We start from the raw sequence: 24297 nt of genomic DNA, 5'->3' as shown, positions 1-24297 counted from the left end.
ACAAACAACGATCGATCAGTACGCGCCGCCCACCGGGTGACGCGCCACAAAATGGTCCGGACCCACTTGCACCAGCGGGGCGACTACGGGGTCGTCGCCCAGATTGCGGATCGGGCTGGGGATTTCATCCACGAGCAATGTGCGCTTCAGGTGACGGCGCGCCGGATCGGCGATCGGCACGGCCGACATGAGTTTCTTGGTGTAGGCGTGTTGCGGATTCTCGAAAATCGCACGACGCGGGCCGATCTCCACGATCTGGCCCAGATACATCACCGCCACGCGATGGCTGATACGTTCGACCACCGCCATGTCGTGCGAGATGAAGAGGAATGCCACGCCCAGATCGCGTTGCAGATCGATCATCAGGTTCACGATCTGTGCCTGGATCGACACGTCCAGTGCAGACACGGACTCGTCTGCGATCACGACTTTAGGGTTCAACGCCAACGCACGTGCGATACAAATCCGTTGCCGCTGACCGCCCGAAAATTCGTGCGGATAACGCTGTGCCATCTCCGGCGGCATGCCGACCCGCTCGAGCAGCTCGGCCACGCGCTTGCGGGCCACCTCGCCCTTGGCCACGCCGTGCACCAGAAGCGGCTCCATGATGGAGAAGCCCACGGTGACGCGCGGATCCAGCGACGCGAACGGATCCTGAAACACGAACTGAATATCGCGGCGCAAGGCCTGCAGTTCACCGTGCTTGAGCTGCACGATATCGCGGCCGCCGAAGCGAATTTCGCCACCCTGCGAATCGACTAGGCGCAGCAGCGAGCGGCCCGTGGTCGACTTGCCGCAACCCGATTCGCCCACCAGCGCCAAGGTCTCGCCGGGATACAGATCGAAGCTGACTTTCTCGACCGCGTGCACGCGACGGCGCACCCGATTCAGAATGCCGCCCCGCACGTCGAAACGCGTAATCAGTTCGCGCACGCTCAGCACCGGCTCGCGCGCCTCGGCGGGCTGTTCGAGCGGCGTGGGTGCGGCTTCGGCGATGGCCTCTTCCTTGGCCGCATCGACCACGGCCACGGCCTTGTCGCCGAACAACTGCACCAGCGGAAAACGCGCCGGCTTGTCGGTGCCCTGCATCGCGCCCAGCTTGGGCACGGCCGACAGCAATGCTTGCGTGTAGGGGTGCTCGGGACGCGCGAAAATCGTTTCCGACGGGCCTTCCTCGACCTTGTCGCCGCGATACATCACGAGCACGCGGTCGGCCACTTCGGCTACCACACCCATATCGTGCGTGATGAAGATCACGCCCATATTCATCTCATCCTGCAGTTGACGGATCAACTGCAGAATCTGCGCCTGGATGGTCACGTCCAACGCGGTGGTCGGCTCATCGGCGATCAGCAACGCGGGCTTGCACGCCAAGGCCATCGCGATCATCACCCGTTGACGCATGCCGCCCGACAATTGATGCGGAAAGCGATCCATGATGGCGCGCGCTTCCGGAATCCGCACCTGCTCGAGCATGCGCAACGCTTCGGCACGGGCCGCTGCAGCATCCTTGCGTTGATGCAGGCGAATCGACTCGGCGATCTGCTCACCGGCGGTAAATACCGGATTGAGCGAGGTCATCGGCTCCTGGAAAATCATCGCCATATCGGCGCCGCGCACGCGACGCATCGCGCGCTGGTTGGCCGCCGTCAAGTCGATGATCTCATCGTTGCGGCGACGCAGGGCGATCTTGCCCGTCAACCGGCCGCCGCCGTTTTCCACCAGGCGCATCAGCGCCAGGGAGGTGACCGACTTACCCGAACCCGATTCGCCGACGATGGCGAGCGTCTCGCCGCGATCGACGTGGAACGACAGATGTCGTACCGCTTCGACCGTGCGCTCGGAGCCCACGAAGCGGACACCCAAGTCGTCCACCTGGACGACGCGGTTCGCTGGGAGCGACGGGGTTTGAATATGTTGGGCCATGCTGTGAGAAAACCTTTAACGACTGCTTCTAAGTAAACGCTTAACGATAGATGGCGGTAACCGGCTTTTCGCCGACCCGCGCATAACCGCGATACATCCCTTCGGTATTGAAGGGCAACACCACATTGCCCGCGGCATCGACGGCGATCAGCCCGCCCTTGCCGTCGATCGTGGGCAACTTGTGGTGCACCACGCTATCGGCAGCTGCGGCCAAGGTCGCGCCCGCATACTCCATCTGAGCCGACACGTCATAGGCCGCCACCATGCGAATGAACATCTCGCCGGTGCCCGTGGTCGACACGGCGCACGTGCGGTTGTTCGCATAGCAGCCCGCGCCGATCATCGGCGCATCGCCCACGCGGCCCACTTGCTTGTTGGTCACCCCGCCAGTGGAAGTCGCCGCAGCCAGGTTGCCCTGCGCATCCACCGCCACGGCGCCTACCGTGCCGAACTTGCGATCGGGATCGATCGGCTCGGGCGCGCGCTGCACACCGGCCACCATGGCCTGGCCATCGTGGTCGAGCACGGCGGCATCGGGGTGCTCGGCCTGCACGCGCTGCAATTGCTCGCGGCGGGCATCGGTCGAGAAATAGCTCGGATCGACGATATCCAGGCCCTGTGCGCGGGCAAACGCTTCGGCACCCTCACCCACGAAAAACACGTGCTTGCTGTCGGTCATGACGCGGCGCGCCGCCAGAATCGGATTGCGCACGCAATTCACATTGGCGATCGCACCGGAGCGCAATGTGGCACCGTCCATGATGGAGGCGTCGAGCTCATGGGTGCCGGCGCTGGTGAAGACGGCGCCGTGACCCGCATTGAACAGCGGGCAATCTTCCAGACGCGTGACGGCCTCGGTCACGGCATCCAGGGCACTGCCGCCCTGGGCCAGCACGGCCTGGGCCGCGACGAGAATATCGTCCAGCGCGGACAGATATTCGGCTTCTTTTTCGGGCGACATCGCCGCGCGCGACATCGCGCCGGCGCCGCCATGAATGGCAATTACGGGTTGCATCAACGTTTTCCTGAGTCTGCGCCGTGGAACAGCCACGGCATGACGGATTGGGTCACGCCCATCGCGGCGGCCACGGAGTCCTTGGCGCGATAGGCAACGGCTGCGCTCAAGCCTTCGATGAGGCCCAGCGCAGCGGTTTCGGAACTGGACGAGAGTTGTCGGCTCGTCTGGGCATACAACGCGACCGTGGCGGTAGGCGCCAGCGGTGACGTCGGTGAATCGGTCAACACCAGCACGGGCACGCCGTTCTTTTGCGCGGCCCGCGCCAGGGTGACCGTGTCGGCCAGATAGCGGGGAAACGCGATCGCGATCAGCAGATCGCGCGGCGACATGCGCGACATCTGCCGGGCGGCATGCGACACGCCGCCGGGGCCGGAGAGCAGCTCGACCGTTCGGCAGTGCATGCACAACCCGCGCTGCAAGAGGCCGGACAAAAAGCCGCTGGCGCCGAAACCGACGACAAACACCCGCTCGGCATCGAGCACGGCCGCAACGGCGCGCTCACAGGCATCGGCATCCAACGACTGAAGCGTACGTTGGGCGTTGCGGATATCTTCTTCGAGTGTGGCGGCAAAAACTTGAACGGCCGAGGCCGACGTGGACAGCGCCAACTCGGTGCGCAACTTTTCGACCGGTGCCAAGGCGGCTTCAAAGCCGCGGGCCAGCTCGGAGCGAAACTGAGGATAGCCCGGCAGATCCAGCGCACGCGCGAAGCGATTTGCCGTCGCGATCGACACGCCGACCGCAGTGGCGAACTCGTCGATCGTCATGGTCGCCACCCGAAACGGGTGCGCCAACACATACTCTGCCATCCGATGCTGCGTACTGCTCATCCCCGCTTGCGCACGCGCAATACGGTCGGAAATGCTGTTGGGTGAGGTGGTAACGGCGGACATGGCGCGACGGCAAGCGTCTGAAAGTGAATTTACATGACGATTTTAAGCAAGAAAAGAAATTTTCATCCCTAGGATAAACCCCTAGAAACCTGTCAGATCCGAAAATGGCGTTCCAAGGCCCCGGCCAGCATCGTGGCGGCAGGCATCTGCGCCGCACTCGGCGCGCTGAGCAACACCACCTCGTGGGGTGCGATGGCGGGTAGTCCGGTCAACACGCGCATGCGGGTGGTCACGCGGGAACGATCCACCACACTGACAGCCAGCCCCACTTCCACACAGGTCTCGATCGCCTGACTGGAAGGGCTTGCCAACACCACGCGCCAGGCATGACCGGCCCGATCCAGGCTGTCAGTCATTGCCGTACCGTACGGACAGCCCGCGGCGTGCAGCGCCAGCGGCAACGGATCGGGCAGTGGCACCGGCATCGTGGCCCCGCCTACCCATACGGGCTGCACCATGGCCAGCACCGGCATCGCGTGATCGTCTGCCACGCGTCGTGCGGTGACCGCCATATGCAAGCGCTTTTTGGCGATCTGGTCCTGCAAAGTGCCGCTGGGCGCCGTGGTGACGTCCAGCACCACGTTAGGCCACGCTGCGGCGAATCCGGGCAGGATGTCGCGGATGACATGGGCGGCATATTCGTCGGGGACGCCAAAACGCACGCGCCCCGCCACCTCCGCGCCAAAGAGCGCGCCAAGCGCCCGATCATGCGCCTGCAGCACCTGCGCCGCGTGCTGGGTAAACCGCTCTCCCAACGGCGTCAGCGTGACGGATTGATTATCGCGATCGAGCAGCCGACCGCCTGCGATCGCCTCCAGTCGCTGCACATGCACGCTCACGGCGGCCGGACTCTTATGCACCTGTTCTGCCGCGGCGCGGAATTGGCCCAGGCGCGCCACTGCCTGAAAGGTGCGCAACAACTCGATGTCGAGGGTTCGGTTCATAGGACGGGCCCTGTATGGATCATGCGCACCGCCGCCGCAGGCGCTAGCCAATGATCTTGTTTTATTGAACTACCTATCCAATAGGTTTTGATTTATTAAATCTTTCCGTGAGCCTACCGTCAAGGCTTCACTGGAGATGACATGACCACGACTGCATCGCGCGCCCTGCCGCCTGGCAAGTCCGAACGACAAGCGCCGCCCGTACCGCCCCATCGGCCCGCGTCGCGCGTGCAGCGACTGATCGACGCCTTGCCGTTGCTCGTGCTGGAAGGCGGCCTGATTCTCGCGTGGAGCTCAGGCTTCATCGGCATGCGGTTCGCGACGGATCACGCCCCTGTGTTCACCGTTTTGCTTTGGCGGTGCCTGCTGGTGGCGATCGTCCTGTTGCCCTGGGTCATGCGCAGCCTTCGGGCAGCCCCAGCGTCGGTGCTGCTGCATCACGCGGCCATCGGGTTTCTGTCGATGGCGCTCTATCTGGCTTGTGTGGCGCGTGCCATCGAGCTCGGTGTATCTGCCGGCTTCGCGGCGCTGATCGCCGATCTCATGCCGATCGGCACGGCCTTGTTGGCCACGGTCGTCTACCGGGCTCGGCTGAGCGCTCGCGTCTGGGCGGGACTGGCCATCGGCCTGGTGGGCGTGCTGATCGTCGGCCACGATGTGCTTGCCGCAGGCGACGCGCCGCTCTGGGCATATGCCCTGCCCTTCGTCAGCATGCTCGCCCTGGCGATTGCAACGCTATGGCAAAAGCGCACGCAACATGCGCAAGCGCTGGGCGTGTTGCCCACGTTGTGGGTGCAATGCGTGATTTCCGGCGTGGCCTTCGGCGCCGTCGCGGCCTACGATGGTGAATTCATGCCGGTGTTCACGCCCGGCTTTGCGGCGGCCACCTTGTGGATGGCCGTGCTGGCAACGCTCGGCGGTTATGGCCTCTATTGGATATGCCTGCGCCGCTCGTCGCCCACGCGCGTGGCCAGTGTGCTCTATCTAAGCCCGGGTGCCACGGTGCTCTGGGCCTGGGCCATGTTTGGTGAGCCGCTCTCCTGGCGCATCGCCATCGGCGTGGCCATCTCCGCGGTCGGCGTCTGGCTGGTGATCCGCGCCTCGTCTGACGAATAGATCGAGCCGCCGCGCCGCACTGGCGTCTCGCTTGTCACCCCATCATGCGCGAAGGCACCGGGCTCCCCATAAGGGAAAGCCGATCGGGATGGGATCCCGATCGGCTGTGAGCGTGCGTGATGCGTTGGCGGTGAGCTTACGTCATGCCTCGGCCGTGCACGTGCGTCATGCCTCGGCCGCTTTCACCGAGGCGTTCGCCCGCCGATGCGACGCTTCCAGCGCAACATACCCCAAGGTCGCGATCAGCAGCGGGGCCAGGTAATAAATCGCCCGGTAGACGACCAAGGCCCCAATCAATTGCGAACTGGGAATCTTCGGCGACAGAAACGCCACGAAGACGGCCTCGATCACCCCGATGCCACCCGGCACATGCGCCAAGGCACCCGCCATGCCGCTCAACAGAAACACGCCCAGCACCAGCCAATAATCGGCCCGCTCTTCGAGCAAAATCCAGATGATGCAGCCGATGCTGGCCCAGCTTGCAATCGCCAACGCGTTTTGAACCACGGCAATCCGGAACGACGGCAGTTCGATGTCATGGCCCTTGATCGTCCATTTCTTGCGTTTGGACAGTCCGCACATGGCGATATAAGCCACGCCCGCCAGCACCATGGCGCCGCCGATCAAACGCAATGCTCCGGTACCGATCTCCCAGCCCTTGGGCGCCTGCAATAGCCCAGACGCGAAGATCGCCCCTGCGAGCAAGCAGTAGCCGATCCAGTTGGTGGCCAGACTCAAACCGAGGATGCGCGTGATCACGCCGTTTTTCAAACCGAGTTTCGAATACAGGCGATACCGAAACCCCACCCCGCCGATGAACGATCCCAGGCTCAGATTGAACGCATAACTGATCGCACACACCGACAGCACTTTCCAGTTGGATAACTCATGGCGCGTGTACCACTTGCCCACCAGATCGTAGGTCGAGTACAGCATGTAACTCAGCAGCGCACACGCAGACGCCAGACCGAGCACACTCCACTTCGTATCGTGAATGGCTTTCACGACCTCGTCCCATTTCACCTCGCGGGCGAGCATGATCAAAAACACCACCACGCAGCCGACGAAGATCCACATGAGGATCTTTTTGATCAGCGGCCAGTTGCGAACGGTCCACGCCCACACGCCCTGTTTATCCGACGATTTCGCGTTCGCGCTGCTGCTCATGACTCAATTCCTGTACGGGGGGCTCTGCCGTGGTCAAGGTGAACTTATGCGTCGGCAACATGCTTACCCAAGCCGGGAAGCGGCGCAAAAAGTGGAAAACAACCACACCGATGAAGGTGCGATAAATCTTGCGCCGAGGGCGCTCGTTGGGTTTGATCTGCTTGCAGTGGTTATCGATCAACTGCTGCAGATTGTCCCGCAGCACGCGATTGAACGCCGCGTCGCGGATCATGACGTTGGCTTCCAGGTTGAGCGACAGGCTCAACGGATCCAGGTTGCTCGACCCCACTGTGGACCATTCGTCGTCTGCGATCGCCACCTTGCCGTGCAACGGCCGCTGGCAATATTCGAAAATCTGCACACCGGCCGACAACAGATAGTCATACAGCATCGACGCGGCAAGCTTGGCGATCGGCATATCCGGTTCGCCTTGCAGAATCAGCCGCACGCGCACGCCACGCTTGGCGGCGCGGCGCAAATCGCGCAGCAGGCGATAGCCGGGAAAGAAATAGGCGTTGGCCAGCAGAATCTCGGATTTGGCGGCGCGAATGGCGATGCGGTAATGCTGTTCGATATCCGTTGGATGGTCGACGTTGTCGCGCGTGACCAGTGCGGCCGACGCTGTGCCATTCTCGCCCGCCGGCAACGATTTCAGGCGCTTGCTGCGGCGCTGCCACCAACGCTTCGGTTTGACGGGCGCGAGCGCCATGCGCACGAATTGATGGATGTCGTCCACGACGGGACCGCGTATCTCGACCGCGTAATCCTGCTTGGCCTCAGGCCCGAATTCGGCCAGATGGTCGAGGCCGTAATTGATGCCTCCCACGAAGGCGATCTCACCATCGATCACCACGATCTTGCGATGCATGCGGCGAACCGGATTGGTACGCACACCGAACAACTTCGACGTGGGATCGAACACATGAAAGCTCACGCCCACGGCAGTCATGCCGTCGATGAACGCCGGCGTCAGATCGGCAGATCCCCAACCGTCGACGAGCATATCGACGCGGACGCCGCGTTCGGCAGCCGAGATGATCGACGCCCGCAGTTCCTGCCCCACCTTGTCGTCAAACAAAATGAAGGTCTCGAGCATGACCTCTTTTTTCGCTTCACGAATCGCTTCGAACACACGAGGGTAAAACTCCTCGCCGTTTTCAAGTAATTTGAAAGCATTGCCTTTCGTCCAATGCGCACTCATACCACTACCTCTGCGGCCAACGGCGCGTGATCCGACAAATGCGTCCAGGGACGCGGTGGCAATGCCAGCGGACGAAACTCGCGGGCATTGCGAACATAAATACGATCCAGGCGAAGGATCGGAAACCGTGCGGGAAACGTTTTGGCGGCTTTGCCGTGCGCGTCGACGAATACTTCGCGAACGCCGGGCACACGCATCAGTCGGCGATGCGCGTGCAAGCGCCAATCGTTGAAGTCGCCCGCAATCACCAGCGGGGCGTCGGGGGGAATTTGCTCTTCGATCAGCCCGGACAGCAGTTCGAGTTGCTGTTGGCGATGCGATTCGCGCAAGCCAAGGTGCGCGCAGATCGCATGGATCTGCGGCCGATTCCCTGGCGGCTGCAGCACGCAATGCAGCAGCCCGCGCTTTTCCTGCTCACCCACCGATACGTCGAGATTGTCGTAGCGCACGATCGGGAACTTGGACAGCAACGCGTTGCCGTGATGACCATGCGGATAGACGGCATTGCGTCCATACGCGAAATCGGTCCAGATCGTGTCGGCCATGAATTCGTAATGCGTGGTCGTCGGCCAGTCGGCCACTTTGGCCGCGTGGCGGTGATGCTCACCGAGGACTTCCTGCATGAACACGATATCCGGCCCCACGTCGCGAACGGCCTCACGCAGGTCGTGCAGAATGAACCGCCGATTGAAGAAGGTGAAACCCTTGTGCGTGTTGACCGTTAAAACTCGTAAGCTCAGATCTGCTGCGCCATCGGTCATGATGCCCCGGTTGCTTTGTCATAAACGCGCGGTTACAGCAAAACCCGTGCCCAAAAACAAAAAACCCCGATAAAACCGGGGGTTGGCCAACATGGGCGGCAGTGATGTGACGATAGCGTTGTGCCACACGCCCGAAGGTCAGCCGGCGAGCCGCGCCGGCCGCCGACCGATCCTTCGCAGCATTTATGCCGCTACTGCCGACACGTCCACCTTGGCGCCAGTCTTGGACTGAATCTCCTCGGCGGTCACGCCAGGTGCCGTTTCGATCAATTTCAAACCGGCATCCGTCACTTCCAGTACACCCAGATCGGTAATGATCAGGTCGACCACACCGACGCCGGTGAGCGGCAAGGTGCACTCGGGCAGCAGCTTGAGATCTTCGCTGCCGTCCTTCCCGCGCGCCACATGATCCATCAGCACCACGACCTTGTTGACGCCAGCCACCAGATCCATGGCGCCGCCCATGCCCTTGATCATCTTGCCCGGAATCATCCAGTTGGCCAGATCGCCGCGCTCGGAGACCTGCATGGCGCCCAGGATCGCCAGGTTGATCTTGCCGCCGCGAATCATCGCGAACGAGTCTGCGGATGAGAAAATCGACGAGCCGCGTTGCGTGGTGACCGTTTGCTTACCGGCATTGATCAGATCGGCGTCGACCTGATCCTCGGTAGGGAACGGCCCAATGCCCAATAGTCCATTTTCCGACTGCAGCCAGACTTCGATGCCTTCCGGCACATAGTTGGCGACCAGGGTCGGCATGCCGATACCCAGGTTCACATAAAAACCGTCTTGCAGTTCTTTTGCCGCCCGTGCGGCCATTTCTTCACGTGTCCATGCCATTATTTTTTCTCCTCAAGCCGGGCGGACGGTGCGTTGTTCAATGCGCTTTTCGGGCGAAGCATTGAGCACGATGCGGTGGGCATAAATGCCGGGCAGATGAATCTCATCCGGATCGAGGTCGCCGGTATTGACGATCTCTTCGACCTCTACGATGGTGATCTTGCCGGCCATGGCCACGTTGGGATTGAAGTTCCGCGCCGTGCGGCGGAACATCAGATTGCCGCTGCGGTCGGCCACGTGGGCCTTCACCAGCGACACGTCCGGCACCAGCGATTGCTCCATCACGTACTGCTTGCCGTTGAACTCGCGGATTTCCTTGCCGTCGGCCACGATGGTGCCCACGCCGGTGGCCGTAAAGAATGCCGGTATCCCCGCGCCACCGGCGCGCAGCTTTTCAGCGAGCGTGCCTTGCGGCGTGAATTCGAGCTCGAGTTCGCCCGCCAGGTATTGGCGCGCGAATTCTTTGTTCTCCCCCACGTAAGAGGCAATCATCTTGCGGATCTGACGCGTGGTGAGCAATTGGCCCAGGCCGAAATCGTCGACACCGGCGTTATTGCTGATGCACGTCAATCCCTTCACGCCCGAGTCGCGCAACGCGGCGATCAAGGCTTCCGGGATACCGCACAGGCCAAAGCCGCCCACGGCGATCATCTGACCATCCTGGACCACTCCCGCCAGCGCCTCAGGGGCGCTTGCATACACTTTATCCATGACTCCTTCTTCCTTATTGGTTTGATCGCCGTCAGCAGACGTATTGTTATTCCAGCCCAGCGCGGCGGCCGCCCGGCCGGATACTTTCCCGGTTATTGCCCTAGATACTAACTAATGTTCGCGCTTGAAAGTGACACCACGGACTTTTTTAAGACGAAGTCCCTCCGGCCAGGCCAACGTGGGGGCGTCGTGCCGACGGACTGGCGCCAGCCCCTGCTTGGCGTCCGGGCGCGCCAGTCAAGCGTTATGCGCCGAACGTTCTGGCCAGCGCGGCCAGCACATGCTCCGGCCACGGCAACGAACGGCCCGTCTCGGCATCCACCCATACAAGTACGTTGCTGCCGCTGGCGTACTCCAAACCGGGTTCGGCCTCGTTCTCGATGACCAGCTGAAAGGTCAGGCTCGAGCGGCCGACGCGCGTGACGTGGTGCGTGACCACCGTTGTCGCCGGATAGACCAGCGGCTTGCGGAAATCGCATGAGGCGTGCGCCAGGATCGCGTACTGATGCTTGGGCTGCACATTCATGCTGCTCGCATGAAAGAGCTGGATCCGTGCCTCTTCCATCAGACGGAAGTAAATGGTGTTGTTGAGATGATTGAGGGCATCCATATCGCCCCAACGCAGCGGAATCGTGCAGCGGAAAGTCTGTCCCGGCTGCAGTGCGGGAGCGGCTCGTGCGGGGGCGTCGCCCATGTTGCGGTTCTCTCTATGTAATCGGCAAACGGCCATGTTACTGCGCGATGCAAGCGTTGCCCGCAGTGCAATACAATCAGGCGATTACCGGCCGCAGCGTAGCGGCGAATATCTCGCAGGCAATGAGATGTGCGCCGCGGCAGAAGGCCTCAAGACTTATAAAACTCAGCAGGGAGTCGGGACATTATGTCTGAACGGGAATCGATGGAATACGACGTTGTCGTAGTAGGCGGCGGCCCAGGCGGCCTCGCCACGGCAATTCGTCTGAAGCAATTGGCGGCCGAGCGCAATCACGACGTCAGCGTCTGTGTGCTTGAAAAAGGCAGTGAGATCGGTGCGCACGTGTTGTCCGGTGCCGTGATGGATCCGGGCGCGTTGACCGAACTGATCCCCGACTGGAAAGCCAAGGGCGCGCCGCTCAACGTGGCCGTTACCGAAGACAAGTTCCTTTTCCTGAGCGCCACCGGCAGCCGCGCCACCCCGAATTGGTTGTTGCCCGCCTGTTTCCAGAATCACGGCAACTACATCGTGCGCCTGGGCGACGTCACCAAATGGCTGGGCGAGCAGGCCGAGGCCCTGGGCGTTGAGATTTTCCCGGGCTTTGCCGCTGCCGAAATCCTGTATGACGAGGCCGGCGCCGTGCGCGGCGTGGCCACCGGCGACATGGGCGTGGCCCGCGACGGCAGCCACACGGCGCACTACCAGCCCGGCATGGAGTTGCACGCCCGTTACACCGTATTCGCGGAAGGTTCGCGCGGCCAGTTGGGCCGCCAACTTATCGACCGCTTCAAGCTCGACGCGGGCCGCGATCCGCAAAGCTACGGCATCGGCATCAAAGAACTGTGGGAGGTCGATCCGGCCCAATCCAAGCCTGGCCTGGTGGTGCACACCGCCGGCTGGCCGCTGGACTCGGATACCTACGGTGGCTCGTTCCTTTATCACCTCGATAACAATCTGGTGGCGGTGGGCCTGGTGGTCGGGCTCGATTACGCCAATCCCTGGATTTCGCCGTTCGAGGAATTCCAGCGCTACAAAACCCATCCCGCGATTCGCAAAACCTTCGAGGGCGGCAAACGCATCTCGTATGGCGCGCGCGCGCTCACAGCGGGTGGACTGCTGTCGCTGCCGAAGGTGGTGTTTCCCGGCGGCGCGCTGGTGGGCTGCGAAGCGGGCTTCCTCAATGCCTCGCGCATCAAGGGCAGCCACGCCGCGATCCTCACCGGCAAAATGGCCGCCGAAGCCGCCTTCGACGCCGTTGTGGCCGACCGCAAGCAAGACGAACTCACCGCCTATCCGGCCGCTTTCGAGCGCTCGGCCTTGTACGAAGAGCTGAACAAGGCGCGCAATTTCAAGCAATGGTTCAAGAAGGGCCGCACGGTCGCCACCGTGATGACCGGCGTCGAACAATGGCTGCTCAAGGGCAAGATGCCCTGGACCATCCATCGCACCAAGCCCGACCATGCCTGTCTGCAACCGGCGGCCGAATGCGCCCGCATCGACTATCCGAAACCCGATGGCAAGCTCACGTTCGACAAGCTGAGTTCGGTGTTCATCTCCAATACCAACCACGACGAAAACGAACCCGTTCACCTCACGCTCAAGGATCCGAGCGTGCCGGTCAACGTGAACCTGGCGAAGTACGGCGGGCCGGAAGCGCGATACTGCCCGGCAGGCGTGTACGAGTTCGTCAAGGACGACAGCGGCGCCGACCGACTGCAGATCAATGCGCAAAACTGCGTGCATTGCAAAACCTGCGACATCAAGGATCCCACGCAAAATATCGTGTGGGTGGCGCCGCAAGGCGGTGAAGGCCCCGTGTACAGCGGAATGTGAGCGTGACACCGCGCATCCTGATCGTCGGTTGCGGCGATCTCGGCACCCGCGCCGCGCGCCTTCTGGCCGCGCCCCACGCGCCGCATGGCGCGGTGCCGGCCCAGGTGTGGGGGCTGCGCCGTCATCCGCCGATGACGCAGCCGGCACAACCGGGCGATCCGATCTGGATTGCGGCCGACATCGGCGATCCCGCCACCCTCTCTTCCCTGCCGCCAGGGATCACGCACCTCGTGTTTTGCCAGACACCCGGCGGGCGTACGCCTGAAGCCTATGCGCGCGCTTTTCTCGACGGCCCGCGCAACATGCTCAATGCGTTGGACCGCAAGACGCTCGAACGCATCGTGTTCGTGTCGTCGTCGGCCGTGTACGGCGAGCACGCGGGGGCCTGGATCGACGAAACGACGCCCACCGGCCCGCTGGGCTTCAACGGCCGCATTCTGTGCGAGGCCGAGGCCAGTTTGTGGGCTGAGTTTCCGGCGACAGTGGTGCTGCGTCTGGCGGGGCTCTATGGCCCCGGGCGTACCCAACTGCTCGATCGTCTACGCCGCGGCGAAGCGCACGTGCCGCCGGCATCGCCGCCGCAGTGGGCCAACCGCATGCATATCGAAGATGCCGCTGCGGCTTGCGCGCATCTGCTCACGCTCGCCACTCCCGAATCGCTTTATTTGGGCGCGGACGATACGCCGCTGCCCCTCGATATTCTTTACCGCGATCTCGCGCACGCCTTGGGGGCTCCCGCGCCCCTTCCCGGCGACCCACCCAAAGGGGTGGGCAGCAAACGCATGCGCAATGCGCGTCTTCGCCAGAGTGGATTCGTTCCGCGCTGGCCCGATGCCCGCGAGGGCTACCGTGTTCTTATCGCTCCCACATGAAACTTGTACGCTTTGCCGGTTTGCTGATCAGCGCAGCCGCGTTCGTCAGCCCGACCTTGTCGGTTGCGGCTGCCGCCCCGCTCAACTATGACGCCTGGATGAACCGGCAGGCGCCCGCGGCCGACCCGCAGGCGCGCGACGCCTTTGTGGAAAATCTGCTGCGGCAGATGACACTGGACGAAAAAATCGGCCAATTACGGCTGATCAGCGTGGGCCCGGACAATCTGCGTCCCGATGTGATCAAGGACATCGCCGCAGGACGTATCGGCGCCATCTTCAATACCGTCGTCGCACGCGACATCCGGCCGATGCAACAAGCTGCCGTCGACAACAGCCGCCTGAAGATCCCGCTCTTTTTTGCCTATGACGTGTTGCACGGTCATCGCACCGTCTTCCCGATCGGGCTGGGATTGGCCGCCAGTTGGGATATGGAAGCCGTCGCGACCAGCGCGCGCATCGCCGCGCAGGAAGCGGCAGCCGATGGCCTGGACATGAGCTTTTCGCCGATGGTCGATATCACCCGCGATCCGCGCTGGGGCCGGGTATCGGAAGGCTATGGCGAAGATACGTGGCTCACCTCCCGTATCGGCCAGGTGGTGGTGCGTGCCTATCAAGGCACCGACCTCACCGCACCCGACAGCATCATGGCCGGGGTCAAGCACTTTGCGCTGTACGGCGCGGGCGAAGGCGGACGCGATTACAACACCGTCGACATGAGTCCGCAACGCATGGCGCAGGATTATCTGCCGCCGTACAAGGCCGCCGTGGATGCCGGCGCGGGGGGCATGATGATTTCCCTCAATTCGATCAACGGGATCCCCGCCACGTCCAATAAATGGTTGCTTCAGGACGTGCTGCGCAAGCAGTGGGGCTTCAAGGGCCTGACGATCAGCGACCATGGCGCCATCCACGAATTGATGCGCCATGGCGTGGCGCGCGACGGCCGCGAGGCTGCCAAACTGGCCATCCAGGCCGGCATCGATCTGAGCATGAACGACCGTCTCTACGCCGAACATCTGGCGCCATTGCTGCGCGACGGCGACATCGCGCAGGAAGACATCGACCGCGCAGTGCGCGACGTGCTCGCCGCCAAATACGATCTCGGCCTGTTTGCCGATCCGTACCGACGACTCGGCCCGGCATCGGAAGATCCGCCGGACGTCAATGCCGAGTCGCGTCTGCATCGCGAAGCGGCGCGCGATATCGCCCGCCGCAGCCTGGTGCTGCTCAAGAACGACAAGCAAACACTGCCGCTGCAAAAGCAAGGCACGATCGCCGTGGTCGGCCCGTTGCACGATAGCCAACGCGATGTGATGGGCAGTTGGTCGGCGGCCGGCGTGGCCAAGCAATCGGTGTCGGTGCTGACGGGCATGCAGCGCGCCGTGGGCGATCGCGTGCGGTTGATCACTGCACACGGTGCAAACGTGACCGACGACCCCGCCATTCAGCGCTACCTGAACGAGTATCTGCCCGATGTCGTGGTCGATCCCCGTCCCGCGCAAGCGATGATCGACGAAGCCGTGCAAGCGGCGCAGGCGGCCGACGTGGTGGTGGCCGTGGTGGGCGAGGCGCAAGGCATGGCGCACGAGGCCTCGAGCCGCACCGATATCGACGTCCCGCCCAGCCAGAAGCGTTTGCTGGAAGCGCTCAAAGCCACCGGCAAGCCGCTGGTGATCGTGTTGATGAACGGTCGCCCGCTGAGCCTGACTTGGGAAGATGCCAACGCCGATGCCATGCTCGAAACCTGGTTTGCCGGTACGGAAGGCGGCAACGCCATCGCCGATGTGCTGTTCGGCGACTACAACCCAAGCGGGAAGCTGACGATGACGTTTCCCAAGAACGTGGGCCAGGTGCCGCTGTACTACCAGCATCTGAATACCGGGCGTCCGTTCAATCCCGCCGCCCCCAATAAATACACCTCGCGCTACTTCGATATCGAGAACGGCCCGCTCTACCCCTTCGGTTACGGTTTGAGCTACACCCAGTTCAGCCTGTCCGATGTGAGCCTCTCGAGCAAAGCGATCAAGGCGCGCGATCCGTTGACGGCGAGCATCACCGTACGCAATACCGGCAAACGCGCCGGCGAAACCGTCGTGCAGCTGTATCTGCAAGATTTGGCCGGCTCGATCAGTCGCCCGGTCAAGGAACTCAAAGGTTTCCAGAAGGTGATGCTGCAGCCCGGCGAGCGGCGCACGCTGCAATTTCCCATTACCTACGACGACTTGTCGTTCATCGGCAACGACCTCAAACGCGTGGTCGAACCCGGCGATTTCAAGGTGCATGTGGGCCTGGATTCGCAGGATGTGAAAGAGGCGCAATTCACATTGCAATAACGCGGCTGAGGCACCTGCCTCATCCGCAGCGTTTACCGCTTTGAAACAGCCGGCATCGCCCGGCTGTTTTTTTGTCGGGTGCGACGCCTAAAGGATGACAATCCAAGTTTTACCGCTGATAGAATGTTTCACCATGAAAGGCGCGGAGTTCGACTCGAGTTCAGTATCTGTCAACACTGCCGCACGTGCAGGATCGAAGCTCGGCCTCGAATTGGAAATGGCGGTCGTCGACCGTGCATCCGGAGCCAGTCATCCTGTCAGGGGTTATTTCGAGCGGTTGGCCGAACGCCGCCGCAAGCGAGGCGAACCGGTCGCCGAAACCAAGCTCGGTGGCCGCCTCGTCGATCTCGCCGGCCCCGCCGGCCATAGCGGTCTGGACAACGCCTTCAATCTGCTGGAAACCGCGTTCGATCCCATCGTGGCGCCCGACGGGCTCGACGCGCTTCATCGCATCGTGGTGGCGGAGATTGCCGATGCAAACACGGTGCTCGCCGAAGAAGGGGCGGTGCTGCTGAATGCCGCCGAGCATCCCGATTGTGCGTTGAGCGACGCGTGGTACCGCAGCGTCGTGGCCCCACGCCGCGTTTATGCCGAGATGGCCGGCTTTCGCGGCTGGCGGCATCAATTGGGGATCGACGCCAAGGCGCAGAACAGCCCGTGCACGGCCATACCCATCGCCAATGCCGCGCGCGCGCTGAATGTCATCCTGGCCCTGGCGCCGGCCAATATCGCCCTCTTTGCCAATAGCCCGCTCGAAAACGGCCGCGATACCGGCCTGCAGGAAAACCGCCTGACGCTATGGGATCGGATGTTCAGCGGCACCCGTTTCGCCTGCGATCATCGGCTGCAGCAGCTGCCGAACGCACCGTTTGCCGACCTGGGCGCTTACTTCCGCTGGATGTTCGGACCGGAAACCGTGACGCGCGCCCTGCCCGCCTCCACCGGGGCCAGCTACAAGTCCGGCGCCCACGTGTACCTGAACGACAACCCGCCGCTCAGCGCATTCCTTCGCAGCGCATCGTGGCCCGGCGTCACCGACGACGGCGACGCCATCGTGCTGGCGCCTGAAAGTGCCCATTTCGTGCATGCCCAATTCGGCAACTTCATCGACGCCCGCTGGCGCTACCGGCTGGCCGATTTCCCGGACCTGCCCGTCCTGCTGCGCGCCTGGGAAACGCCGGGCGGACTCGAAGCCTTGTTCGCACAACACGGCGTGGACGGGTATATCGAAGGCCGCGCCCCGGGCGCCAACTTCGCCGACGCGCAACTGCTCGCGCTGGCGGGAGAGGACATCTGCCGAACAGTGACCATCGCGCCATCGGCCATTCAACTCGGCTTGATGCGCAATCTCGACGAGGCCGAAGCGCTGGTGCGCCAATGGGGTTGGGCCACGCTCGCCGCGCTGCGAGCCGATGCCATCCGCTACGGCATGGCGTCGGACCGTATCCAGGCGCTGGCGCGCGACACCCTGGCGGTGGCCCGAAGCGGGCTGAACGGGGACGAGGCAAAGTGGCTGGCATACGCCGAATACGTGGCCACCACCCGGCAAACCGGCGCCGATCGACTGCGCCAACTCTGGCGGGCGCATGAAGCGCGACCGCGCGACCGTCTGGCGCTAGTGTGTGGTCAGCGCCACTGTTTGGCGCTCTGACGTGACCTCGTCACGCACTGTGGCCCCACTTTCTCGCGCGCTCGTGCTACACCTGCAACTGCCGTCGGATGGAACGTTTCGCGCCGATCCGTTACCTATTGGGTTCAATTTGCATTACCGCGCCCAGCCCTATGCCTAGTTCGCTCTCGCCGCATGCGTCAACCCGACCGCCGCGACACCCCATTCTGGCGGTGACGTTGGCGAGTCTGATCGTGCTCGTGCTGGCGCAGGCGCTGATCGGCTCGTTGAGTCTGGCCGCGTTGAATCGGCTGATGGCGCAAACGACGGCCGACCGGATCGAGGTCACTGCACGCAGCCTGGGCGCCGAAATCCAGAACGGATTGCGGTTGGGAAAGCCGCTGGCGCAATTCTTCGGTCTGGACGATATCCTGCGCAAGTCGTCGACGGGCGATCATCCCCCCTCGTTGCAGGTGGTCCAGGTGGACGGCACCGTGCTCGCCAAGCGGCAGGGCGATGGCCGCGCCGACATCGGCGGCGATGCGCAGGCGCTACTCGCTGCGCTGGCACTGCCCCCCACACGCGGACACAGTCCGCCGCCCGATTCCCGCGAAACGCCTGTGCGGCTGCCCTCGGGCACTGCCATGATCGCGCGCGACCAAAGCGTGACGATCGCCGCCCCCCTGATGAACACCGCCGGCCAATTGACGGGCGCCATCATCGTCGATGTCGAACGCAATGCGCTCGCCTGGCGTGAGCTGGTGGTGCGCAACACCACCGTGCTGATCCTGGTGACCGCGTGCGGTGGCTTGCTGCTGGCCGTGGGATTCCGATTGTTCGCGCCGTATGGCGGATCGACTGCCGGCAGCCGCGCCCGTTTCATCGTGCCGCTGGTGGCCATTCTGCTCGCACAGGGGTTGTACGCCGCCTACACGATCTCGAACTTCCGCACCGTGTGGCTACAGGTCACGCGCGAAAACGCCAATATGCTGGCTGAGGGGATGCAGCGCGACCTCAATCGTGTGCTGGGCTACGGCTTGACGGTGTCGAAGCTGCGCGGGCTGGAAGCTCCATTCACGCGTTTGCAAACGTCGTTTCCGGCCATCGGCCAGATCGCGGTCACCGATGCCGAAGGCAAGGTACTGGCCGTGAGCCGGCTGCCCGACATGCCGAATCCCGGGCTGGATCTTCGGCCCGACCTGACGTTCTCACTTCCGCTGAATGACGCCAATCCGGCGCAATCGGCCGGACAGCTCAGCATCACGCTCAACGCCGCCATCATCGATGACGGCGTGCGCAATCGCGTGATCGACGCGTTGACCGTCAGCGCCGTCGCGTTGATCACGGCGATGGAAATGCTGATGTTGCTGTCGCTGCTGATGATCACCGGCACGTTGCCGACGCGGCGCGCCGCCGATGAAATCCTGAAGCAGGACGACCGCGGGCAAGCGGCGCTGGTCGGCCGGTTGGCACGGCCGGTGATGTTTTCGTTTCTGTTCGCCTGGGCCTTGCCGTTGGGATTTCTGCCTGTGTATGCGCGTACGCTGCCTCCCGGAGCGCTGGACTTGCCGCCCAATCTGCTCTTGGCCTTGCCGATCTCGGTTGAAATGGCCTGCGGCCTGATTGCTGCGTTGCTGGCCGGCCGCCTGACCGATCGCCGCGGCTGGCAAACGCCCGTGATCGCCGGACTTGGCGTCGCTGCGGCGGGCATGCTGGCCTGCGCGCTGGCCAGCACATTGCTGGGGTTCGTGGCCGCACGCGGCCTGGTGGGCTTCGGCTACGGACTCGCGTGGATGGGGTTGCAGGGATTCATCGTCACGCGCAGCGCGCCCCAGGCACGCGGCCGCAACATGACGAGCGTGATCGCCGGTCTTTTTGCTGGACACTTGTCGGGCGCGGCCGTGGGCTCGATGCTGATGGAGCAAACCGGCTACCACACGGTGTTCGTGGTGGGCGCCACGATGCTGATCCTGCCGTTGAGCGGCGTCTGGTTCTTGTTGCGTCCCTACATGACGGGGCCGCTTGCTGCGAAGGCCGGCGCCGTTCCCGCCGCCAGTGCCCCGTCCGCCGCCGAAGCAGGTGCGGCTGCAAGTGCGACGGCGGTGGCGCCTGCGCCGCCTGTCGCCCGCGCACCGGCACTGGCTGCCCCGCCGCACCGGCTGGCCGAAACGATCAGGCTCGTGTTCACCCGCGACTTCGGCATGTTGCTGGCGGGCAGCATTGTGCCGTTCTCGATCGCACAAGTGGGCCTGATCTCGTTCGCGCTGCCGTTGTACCTCGAGTCGCAGGGCGCCGCCGCCTCCAGCGTGGGCCGCATTTTGATGCTTTACGGGCTGTGCGTGATCTATGTGGGTCCCATCATGGGACGAATCGCGGATCGCAGTGCATCGAAGAAGCGCTGGATCGTCGTGGGCGGCATGATCGGCAGCCTGGGACTCATGGCGCTCTACCTCAACAGCGGTATGCTCGCCGCTGCGGCCGCCGTACTCTTGCTGGCGTTGGCAAGCTGCGCCAGTGGCGCGTCACAATCGCCGTACATGCTGGGGTTGCCGCACGTGCAGGCGTACGGTGCAGCCGGCGCCACCAGCGTCATGCGCGCGGCGGACAAGCTGGGCCAGATGGCCGGCCCATTGATCGTGGGCGGCCTCTTCGGCGTGGTGGGCATGGGCACCGGCCTGGCCGCCACCGGCGCGATCTACCTGTGCGCCACGCTTGCCTTCTGGGCCTTTGCGCCTGCGGGCGCTCCCAAAAAAGAAACGCTGACATAACCTCCCCAGGAGAAAGCCTTTGACTGCAGCGCTGCCGCTTTCCCTTTTTGCCAGCGAACGGGTATACGCCAAGATCTATCCGCAAGCGGTGGCCAATAACCTCGCGATACTCAAGCGCGCCTTGGCGCGAGAAGACGGCGGCGACGCGCCACGCGTCTGGGCCACCGTGAAGGCCGATGCCTACGGCCACGGGGTGGCGCACATCATGGCCGGGCTGCGCGCGGCCGACGGTCTGGCCGTCATGCACCTGACCGATGCGCATATCTGCCGCGATGCCGGCTGGAGCGGTCCCATCCTGGTCATGGCCGGCCTGGCCCACGCCTCGGAGATTGCGCTGCTCGATATGCCCGACCTGCACCTGCTGCTGTCGCGTGAGCCGCAACTGCAATGGCTGGCCGCAGCACCGGCCTTGCGGGCCACGCCCACGGTGTGGCTGCGATTTCGCGGCGATATCGGCATGGTCGGTTTCGATGCCGCCAGCTACCGATCGGCCTACGCGCAATGCCAGTCGCTGGCCGGCACGGGCCGCATCGGCGGGCAGATCGGGCACCTCAACCACTTCGGCAGCGCGGAACGCGCCGACGGCATCGACGAAGCATGTGACCGCTTCCAGGCCGTCACGCACGATCTGCCCGGCCCGCGCTCGACCAGCAACTCCGCCGCCATCATGCGCCATCGCGGGCATGCCGCCATGAACGACTGGGTGCGCCCGGGCTTGACGCTTTACGGTGCGAGTCCGCTTGCCGATCGCAGTGCGGCCGACCTCGGCTTGCTGCCGGCCATGTCCCTGCACGCCCGCGTCCTCGATATCCGTACGCTGGCGGCCGGCGATCGCATCGGCTACGGCGGCAATTTTCAGGCGCCCTCGCCCTTGACCGTGGGCCTCGTCAACTGCGGCTATGCGGACGGTTATCCGCGCCACGCGCCGGCGGGCACGCCAGTCATGGTGGCAGGACAACTCACCCGTACATTGGGTACGGTCACCATGGATTTGATGACCGTCGATCTCACCGGTTTGAATGCAGACGTCGGCGCGCCCGTCGTGCTGTGGGGCGATCCGAAGCTTCCAGTGGAACGCGTGGCGGCCTCGATGGGCACCATCGCCGCCGAACTGCTGACCGGCCTGACGCGCCGCGTGCCCTTGCTCACTGCACCGATATCATGAGTACCGCTTCGCGCCTTACCGTTACCGCACACACGTGCGTCCCCGTCGACCACCGCAGGAAGCTGCCCATGCACCTCACCGCCGCCGCGTTCGCGTTATGCCTGGCGCTGTTTGCGCCCGTTGCCATGTCGGCGCAACCCGCCACGCCGCAGGCCATCCCCACGGCGGAGAAGGAAAAGGTGTTTCCGACTACGCCGCGCGCGCGCGCCGATGGCAAGCGCTGGCGGGTGGGTTATTTCGAAAGCGGCGACTACAGCGAGTATCCGCGCACGATGAAGGTCCTGGTCGAAGGCATGGAGCAACTGGGCTGGATTCAGATCCCCACGATTCCAGAGGGGCTCGACGGCCATGCCACGTGGACGTTCATTGCGCGTAATGCGCGCAGCGATACGGTCGAGTTCGTGGATGACGCCTATTGGCAGCCCGGCAACTTCGATCCGGTCAAGCGCCCGGGGGTGCGCCAAGCCATCACGGAACGGCTGACGACGAAGCAGGACATCGATCTCATCATCGCAATGGGCACCTGGGCCGGCCAGGATATGGCCGCGCTGGGCGCGCCGGTACCCACCATCGTGGGCTCCACCAGCGATGCCGTCGGCGCGAAGATCGTCAAAAGCGCCGAAGACAGCGGCTACGACAACCTGCACGCCCGCGTGCAGCCGGAGCGCTATCAGCGTCAAATCCGGCTGTTCCACGAAATCGTGCCGTTCAAGACCCTCGGGCTGGTGTACGAAAACAGCCCGGAAGGCCGCACCTATGCGGCCGTCGATGCCGCCACGCAGGTCGCCGCCGAACTCGGCTTCACGATTCGCAGTTGCGACGCCCGCTCCAATGGCATCGACCTCGAACTGGCCAAGCAGAATGTGCAGGAGTGCTACCGGCAGGTCAGCACGCAGTCGGATGCCGTGTACGTGACGGTGCATCGCGGGCTCACGCCCGACAACGTGGGCACGGTGGCCAATATCCTGCGCGAGGCGAAAGTACCCAGTTTCGCCATGCTCGGTTCCGAGGAAGTAAAGAAGGGATTGCTGATGAGTCTGGCGCAGGCCGATTATTCGTACGTGGGCCTGTTCTATGCCGAAAACATTGCGCGCATCTTCAATGGCGCGCAACCGCGGTCGCTCAGTCAGATCTGGATCGATCCCGCCAAGATCGCGCTCAATATCGAAACCGCACGCATCATCGGTTTCGATCCGCCGGTAGATATCCTGCTCGCCGCCGACGAGGTGTACGAGTCGCGCTGATCGCCAGCCCAACGGTCGTACCCCGTCGCGTCACACCTTCGGCCGGCGCATTTTGAAGAGATTGTCCGGCGTGATGCCGAAATAGTCGGCCGGACCGCCGCCTCGCATGATCGGTTGTGCGGCTGCGGTGTCGTAAATGCCGTCCACAAGCAGTCGCTTGTCGATGTGAATGCCGACGACTTCGCCCAGCACCAGCCATGTGTCCACGTCGTCGCCCGCCGCCGTCTTGAGCTGAATGATCTGCGTGGCGCGGCACTCGAAGCTGACCCGCGCCCGGGCCACGCGAGGCACGGCGATATGCGTGGATGCCACCTTTTCCAGGCCAGCGTAGTCGAACTCATCGACCTCGGGTCCCACGGCGGCACAGGTCTCGTTCATCGCCTCGGCCAATGGACGGGTCACCAGGTTCCAGGTGAATTCGCCGGTGGCCGCCACATTGGTGACGCTATCTTTGTAGCCAATGCTGGAAAATCCGACGATGGGCGGCACGTAGTTGAACGCGTTGAAAAAGCTGTAGGGCGCGAGGTTGACCGCACCGTGCGCATCCTGAGAGGCCACCCAGCCGATCGGCCGCGGCGCCACAATGGCATTGAAGGGATCGTGCGGCAGCCGGTGGCCTTCACTCGGCGTGTAAAAGTGGAAGTCGGCAGGGGTATCGTGCGATTGAGCGGTCATGGATGCAACGTCGCCAAGCCGACTCAACCGCAGCGCACGGCGGTGATCGCGCCTTGTGCGTCGACCAGCACATTCAGGCGGCTGGGGTTGTATTCCATGGTGATCATCTCGCCCGGCTTGAGCACACGCGCCGAGCCGGAACCCGATTGGCTGCGCAACTGATCAAGAACGGATTGCGACATCGCGGTGCCGATCGCCTTTTGCACCGGGCCGCTGTTGCACTCGCCGGCCTGCCCGGGCCCACCTGACACCAGGCCTGGACTGCGCCCGGTATCGGCGCTCGCGCTGGCAGATGGGGAGGATCCCGAGTTCATCATCGAGCAGCCCGCCAAGCCGACCACGGCCGCCATCGTCATGAGTTTCCAAGTCATACTCGCTCCAACATTTGCATCGTTAAAAAAGGTAATCCCGGTGCCACGCGACACGCATCGATCAGCCTCGATGCCGTTGATGGCAGCAACCGACGCATCATGAGCGGCGTCAGTCACTGCTCCATTCTATTCGCCGCGAATTCGGCGCGTTACGCG

General features: G+C 63.5%; 20 protein-coding genes. 8 read left to right on the top strand and 12 right to left on the bottom strand.

The genetic code is table 11. From position 1 onward, the window contains the following. Positions 1 to 15: 15 nt before the first annotated feature. From EYW45_RS23025 to EYW45_RS23010, 4 genes are all read right to left on the bottom strand, one after another. Positions 16 to 1926, bottom strand: a complete 1911-nt coding sequence (locus EYW45_RS23025; RefSeq protein ID WP_161137764.1) for a dipeptide ABC transporter ATP-binding protein — start codon at positions 1924 to 1926, stop codon at positions 16 to 18. 40 nt (positions 1927 to 1966) lie between these two features. Then, on the bottom strand, positions 1967 to 2944 hold the full coding sequence (locus EYW45_RS23020) for an isoaspartyl peptidase/L-asparaginase family protein (RefSeq protein ID WP_161137763.1): 978 nt from the start codon (positions 2942 to 2944) through the stop codon (positions 1967 to 1969). After that, positions 2941 to 3837 (bottom strand): MurR/RpiR family transcriptional regulator, encoded by an 897-nt coding sequence (locus EYW45_RS23015; RefSeq protein WP_161137762.1) that lies wholly within the window; start codon positions 3835 to 3837, stop codon positions 2941 to 2943. The genes EYW45_RS23020 and EYW45_RS23015 overlap by 4 nt, the downstream gene beginning before the upstream one ends. Before the next feature lie 92 nt (positions 3838 to 3929). Continuing rightward, the gene (locus tag EYW45_RS23010) at positions 3930 to 4781 is read right to left on the bottom strand and encodes a LysR family transcriptional regulator (RefSeq protein WP_161137761.1); all 852 of its coding nucleotides are present in this window, start codon (positions 4779 to 4781) and stop codon (positions 3930 to 3932) included. 141 nt (positions 4782 to 4922) lie between these two features. Between EYW45_RS23010 and EYW45_RS23005 the strand changes: the two genes are divergently transcribed. After that, a complete protein-coding gene (locus tag EYW45_RS23005; RefSeq protein WP_161137760.1) occupies positions 4923 to 5897 on the top strand; it encodes a DMT family transporter in 975 nt (324 codons plus the stop codon). Between the two features lie 165 nt (positions 5898 to 6062). On the opposite strand, the gene EYW45_RS23000 is transcribed toward EYW45_RS23005, so the two are convergent. From EYW45_RS23000 to EYW45_RS22975, 6 genes are all read right to left on the bottom strand, one after another. Then, positions 6063 to 7064, bottom strand: a complete 1002-nt coding sequence (locus tag EYW45_RS23000; protein ID WP_161137759.1) for a lysylphosphatidylglycerol synthase transmembrane domain-containing protein — start codon at positions 7062 to 7064, stop codon at positions 6063 to 6065. Next, complete coding sequence (gene clsB, locus EYW45_RS22995) at positions 7030 to 8265, bottom strand: cardiolipin synthase ClsB (RefSeq protein WP_161137758.1); 1236 nt, start codon at positions 8263 to 8265, stop codon at positions 7030 to 7032. Before clsB ends, EYW45_RS23000 begins: the two co-directional genes overlap by 35 nt. Continuing rightward, positions 8262 to 9026 (bottom strand): endonuclease/exonuclease/phosphatase family protein, encoded by a 765-nt coding sequence (locus tag EYW45_RS22990; protein WP_161137757.1) that lies wholly within the window; start codon positions 9024 to 9026, stop codon positions 8262 to 8264. Before EYW45_RS22990 ends, clsB begins: the two co-directional genes overlap by 4 nt. A gap of 183 nt (positions 9027 to 9209) precedes the next feature. Next, positions 9210 to 9866 (bottom strand): CoA transferase subunit B, encoded by a 657-nt coding sequence (locus EYW45_RS22985; RefSeq protein WP_161137756.1) that lies wholly within the window; start codon positions 9864 to 9866, stop codon positions 9210 to 9212. A 12-nt stretch (positions 9867 to 9878) separates the two neighbouring features. Further along, positions 9879 to 10577, bottom strand: coding sequence for a CoA transferase subunit A (locus EYW45_RS22980; RefSeq protein WP_161137755.1), 699 nt, complete (start codon positions 10575 to 10577; stop codon positions 9879 to 9881). Positions 10578 to 10821: 244 nt separating this feature from the next. Beyond that, a complete protein-coding gene (locus tag EYW45_RS22975) occupies positions 10822 to 11271 on the bottom strand; it encodes an acyl-CoA thioesterase (protein WP_161137754.1) in 450 nt (149 codons plus the stop codon). A 186-nt stretch (positions 11272 to 11457) separates the two neighbouring features. Between EYW45_RS22975 and EYW45_RS22970 the strand changes: the two genes are divergently transcribed. From EYW45_RS22970 to EYW45_RS22940, 7 genes are all read left to right on the top strand, one after another. Beyond that, the gene (locus EYW45_RS22970) at positions 11458 to 13104 is read left to right on the top strand and encodes an electron transfer flavoprotein-ubiquinone oxidoreductase (RefSeq protein ID WP_161137753.1); all 1647 of its coding nucleotides are present in this window, start codon (positions 11458 to 11460) and stop codon (positions 13102 to 13104) included. Between the two features lie 2 nt (positions 13105 to 13106). Continuing rightward, positions 13107 to 13976 carry an NAD-dependent epimerase/dehydratase family protein gene (locus tag EYW45_RS22965; RefSeq protein WP_161137752.1) on the top strand — a complete coding sequence of 290 codons (870 nt, stop codon included), beginning with the start codon at positions 13107 to 13109 and terminating at the stop codon, positions 13974 to 13976. Continuing rightward, positions 13973 to 16309: a beta-glucosidase BglX gene (gene bglX, locus EYW45_RS22960; protein ID WP_161137751.1), complete on the top strand. Its 2337-nt coding sequence runs from the start codon at positions 13973 to 13975 to the stop codon at positions 16307 to 16309. The genes EYW45_RS22965 and bglX overlap by 4 nt, the downstream gene beginning before the upstream one ends. Before the next feature lie 133 nt (positions 16310 to 16442). Beyond that, positions 16443 to 17960 (top strand): glutamate-cysteine ligase family protein, encoded by a 1518-nt coding sequence (locus EYW45_RS22955; RefSeq protein ID WP_161137750.1) that lies wholly within the window; start codon positions 16443 to 16445, stop codon positions 17958 to 17960. A gap of 131 nt (positions 17961 to 18091) precedes the next feature. Continuing rightward, complete coding sequence (locus EYW45_RS22950) at positions 18092 to 20686, top strand: MFS transporter (protein WP_202444869.1); 2595 nt, start codon at positions 18092 to 18094, stop codon at positions 20684 to 20686. Between the two features lie 19 nt (positions 20687 to 20705). Further along, positions 20706 to 21851: an alanine racemase gene (gene alr / locus EYW45_RS22945; protein ID WP_161137749.1), complete on the top strand. Its 1146-nt coding sequence runs from the start codon at positions 20706 to 20708 to the stop codon at positions 21849 to 21851. A gap of 68 nt (positions 21852 to 21919) precedes the next feature. Next, positions 21920 to 23095, top strand: a complete 1176-nt coding sequence (locus EYW45_RS22940; RefSeq protein WP_161137748.1) for an ABC transporter substrate binding protein — start codon at positions 21920 to 21922, stop codon at positions 23093 to 23095. Positions 23096 to 23125: 30 nt separating this feature from the next. On the opposite strand, the gene EYW45_RS22935 is transcribed toward EYW45_RS22940, so the two are convergent. Then, positions 23126 to 23770 (bottom strand): flavin reductase family protein, encoded by a 645-nt coding sequence (locus tag EYW45_RS22935; protein WP_161137747.1) that lies wholly within the window; start codon positions 23768 to 23770, stop codon positions 23126 to 23128. A gap of 23 nt (positions 23771 to 23793) precedes the next feature. Next, positions 23794 to 24141, bottom strand: a complete 348-nt coding sequence (locus EYW45_RS22930; RefSeq protein WP_161137746.1) for an I78 family peptidase inhibitor — start codon at positions 24139 to 24141, stop codon at positions 23794 to 23796. Between the last annotated feature and the right edge of the window lie 156 nt (positions 24142 to 24297).

Source organism: Schauerella aestuarii (genome assembly GCF_009866805.1).
Taxonomy (GTDB): domain Bacteria; phylum Pseudomonadota; class Gammaproteobacteria; order Burkholderiales; family Burkholderiaceae_B; genus Schauerella; species Schauerella aestuarii.
Note: the sequence above shows the minus strand (reverse complement) of the source record. Positions and strands in the feature narration are given on the sequence as shown.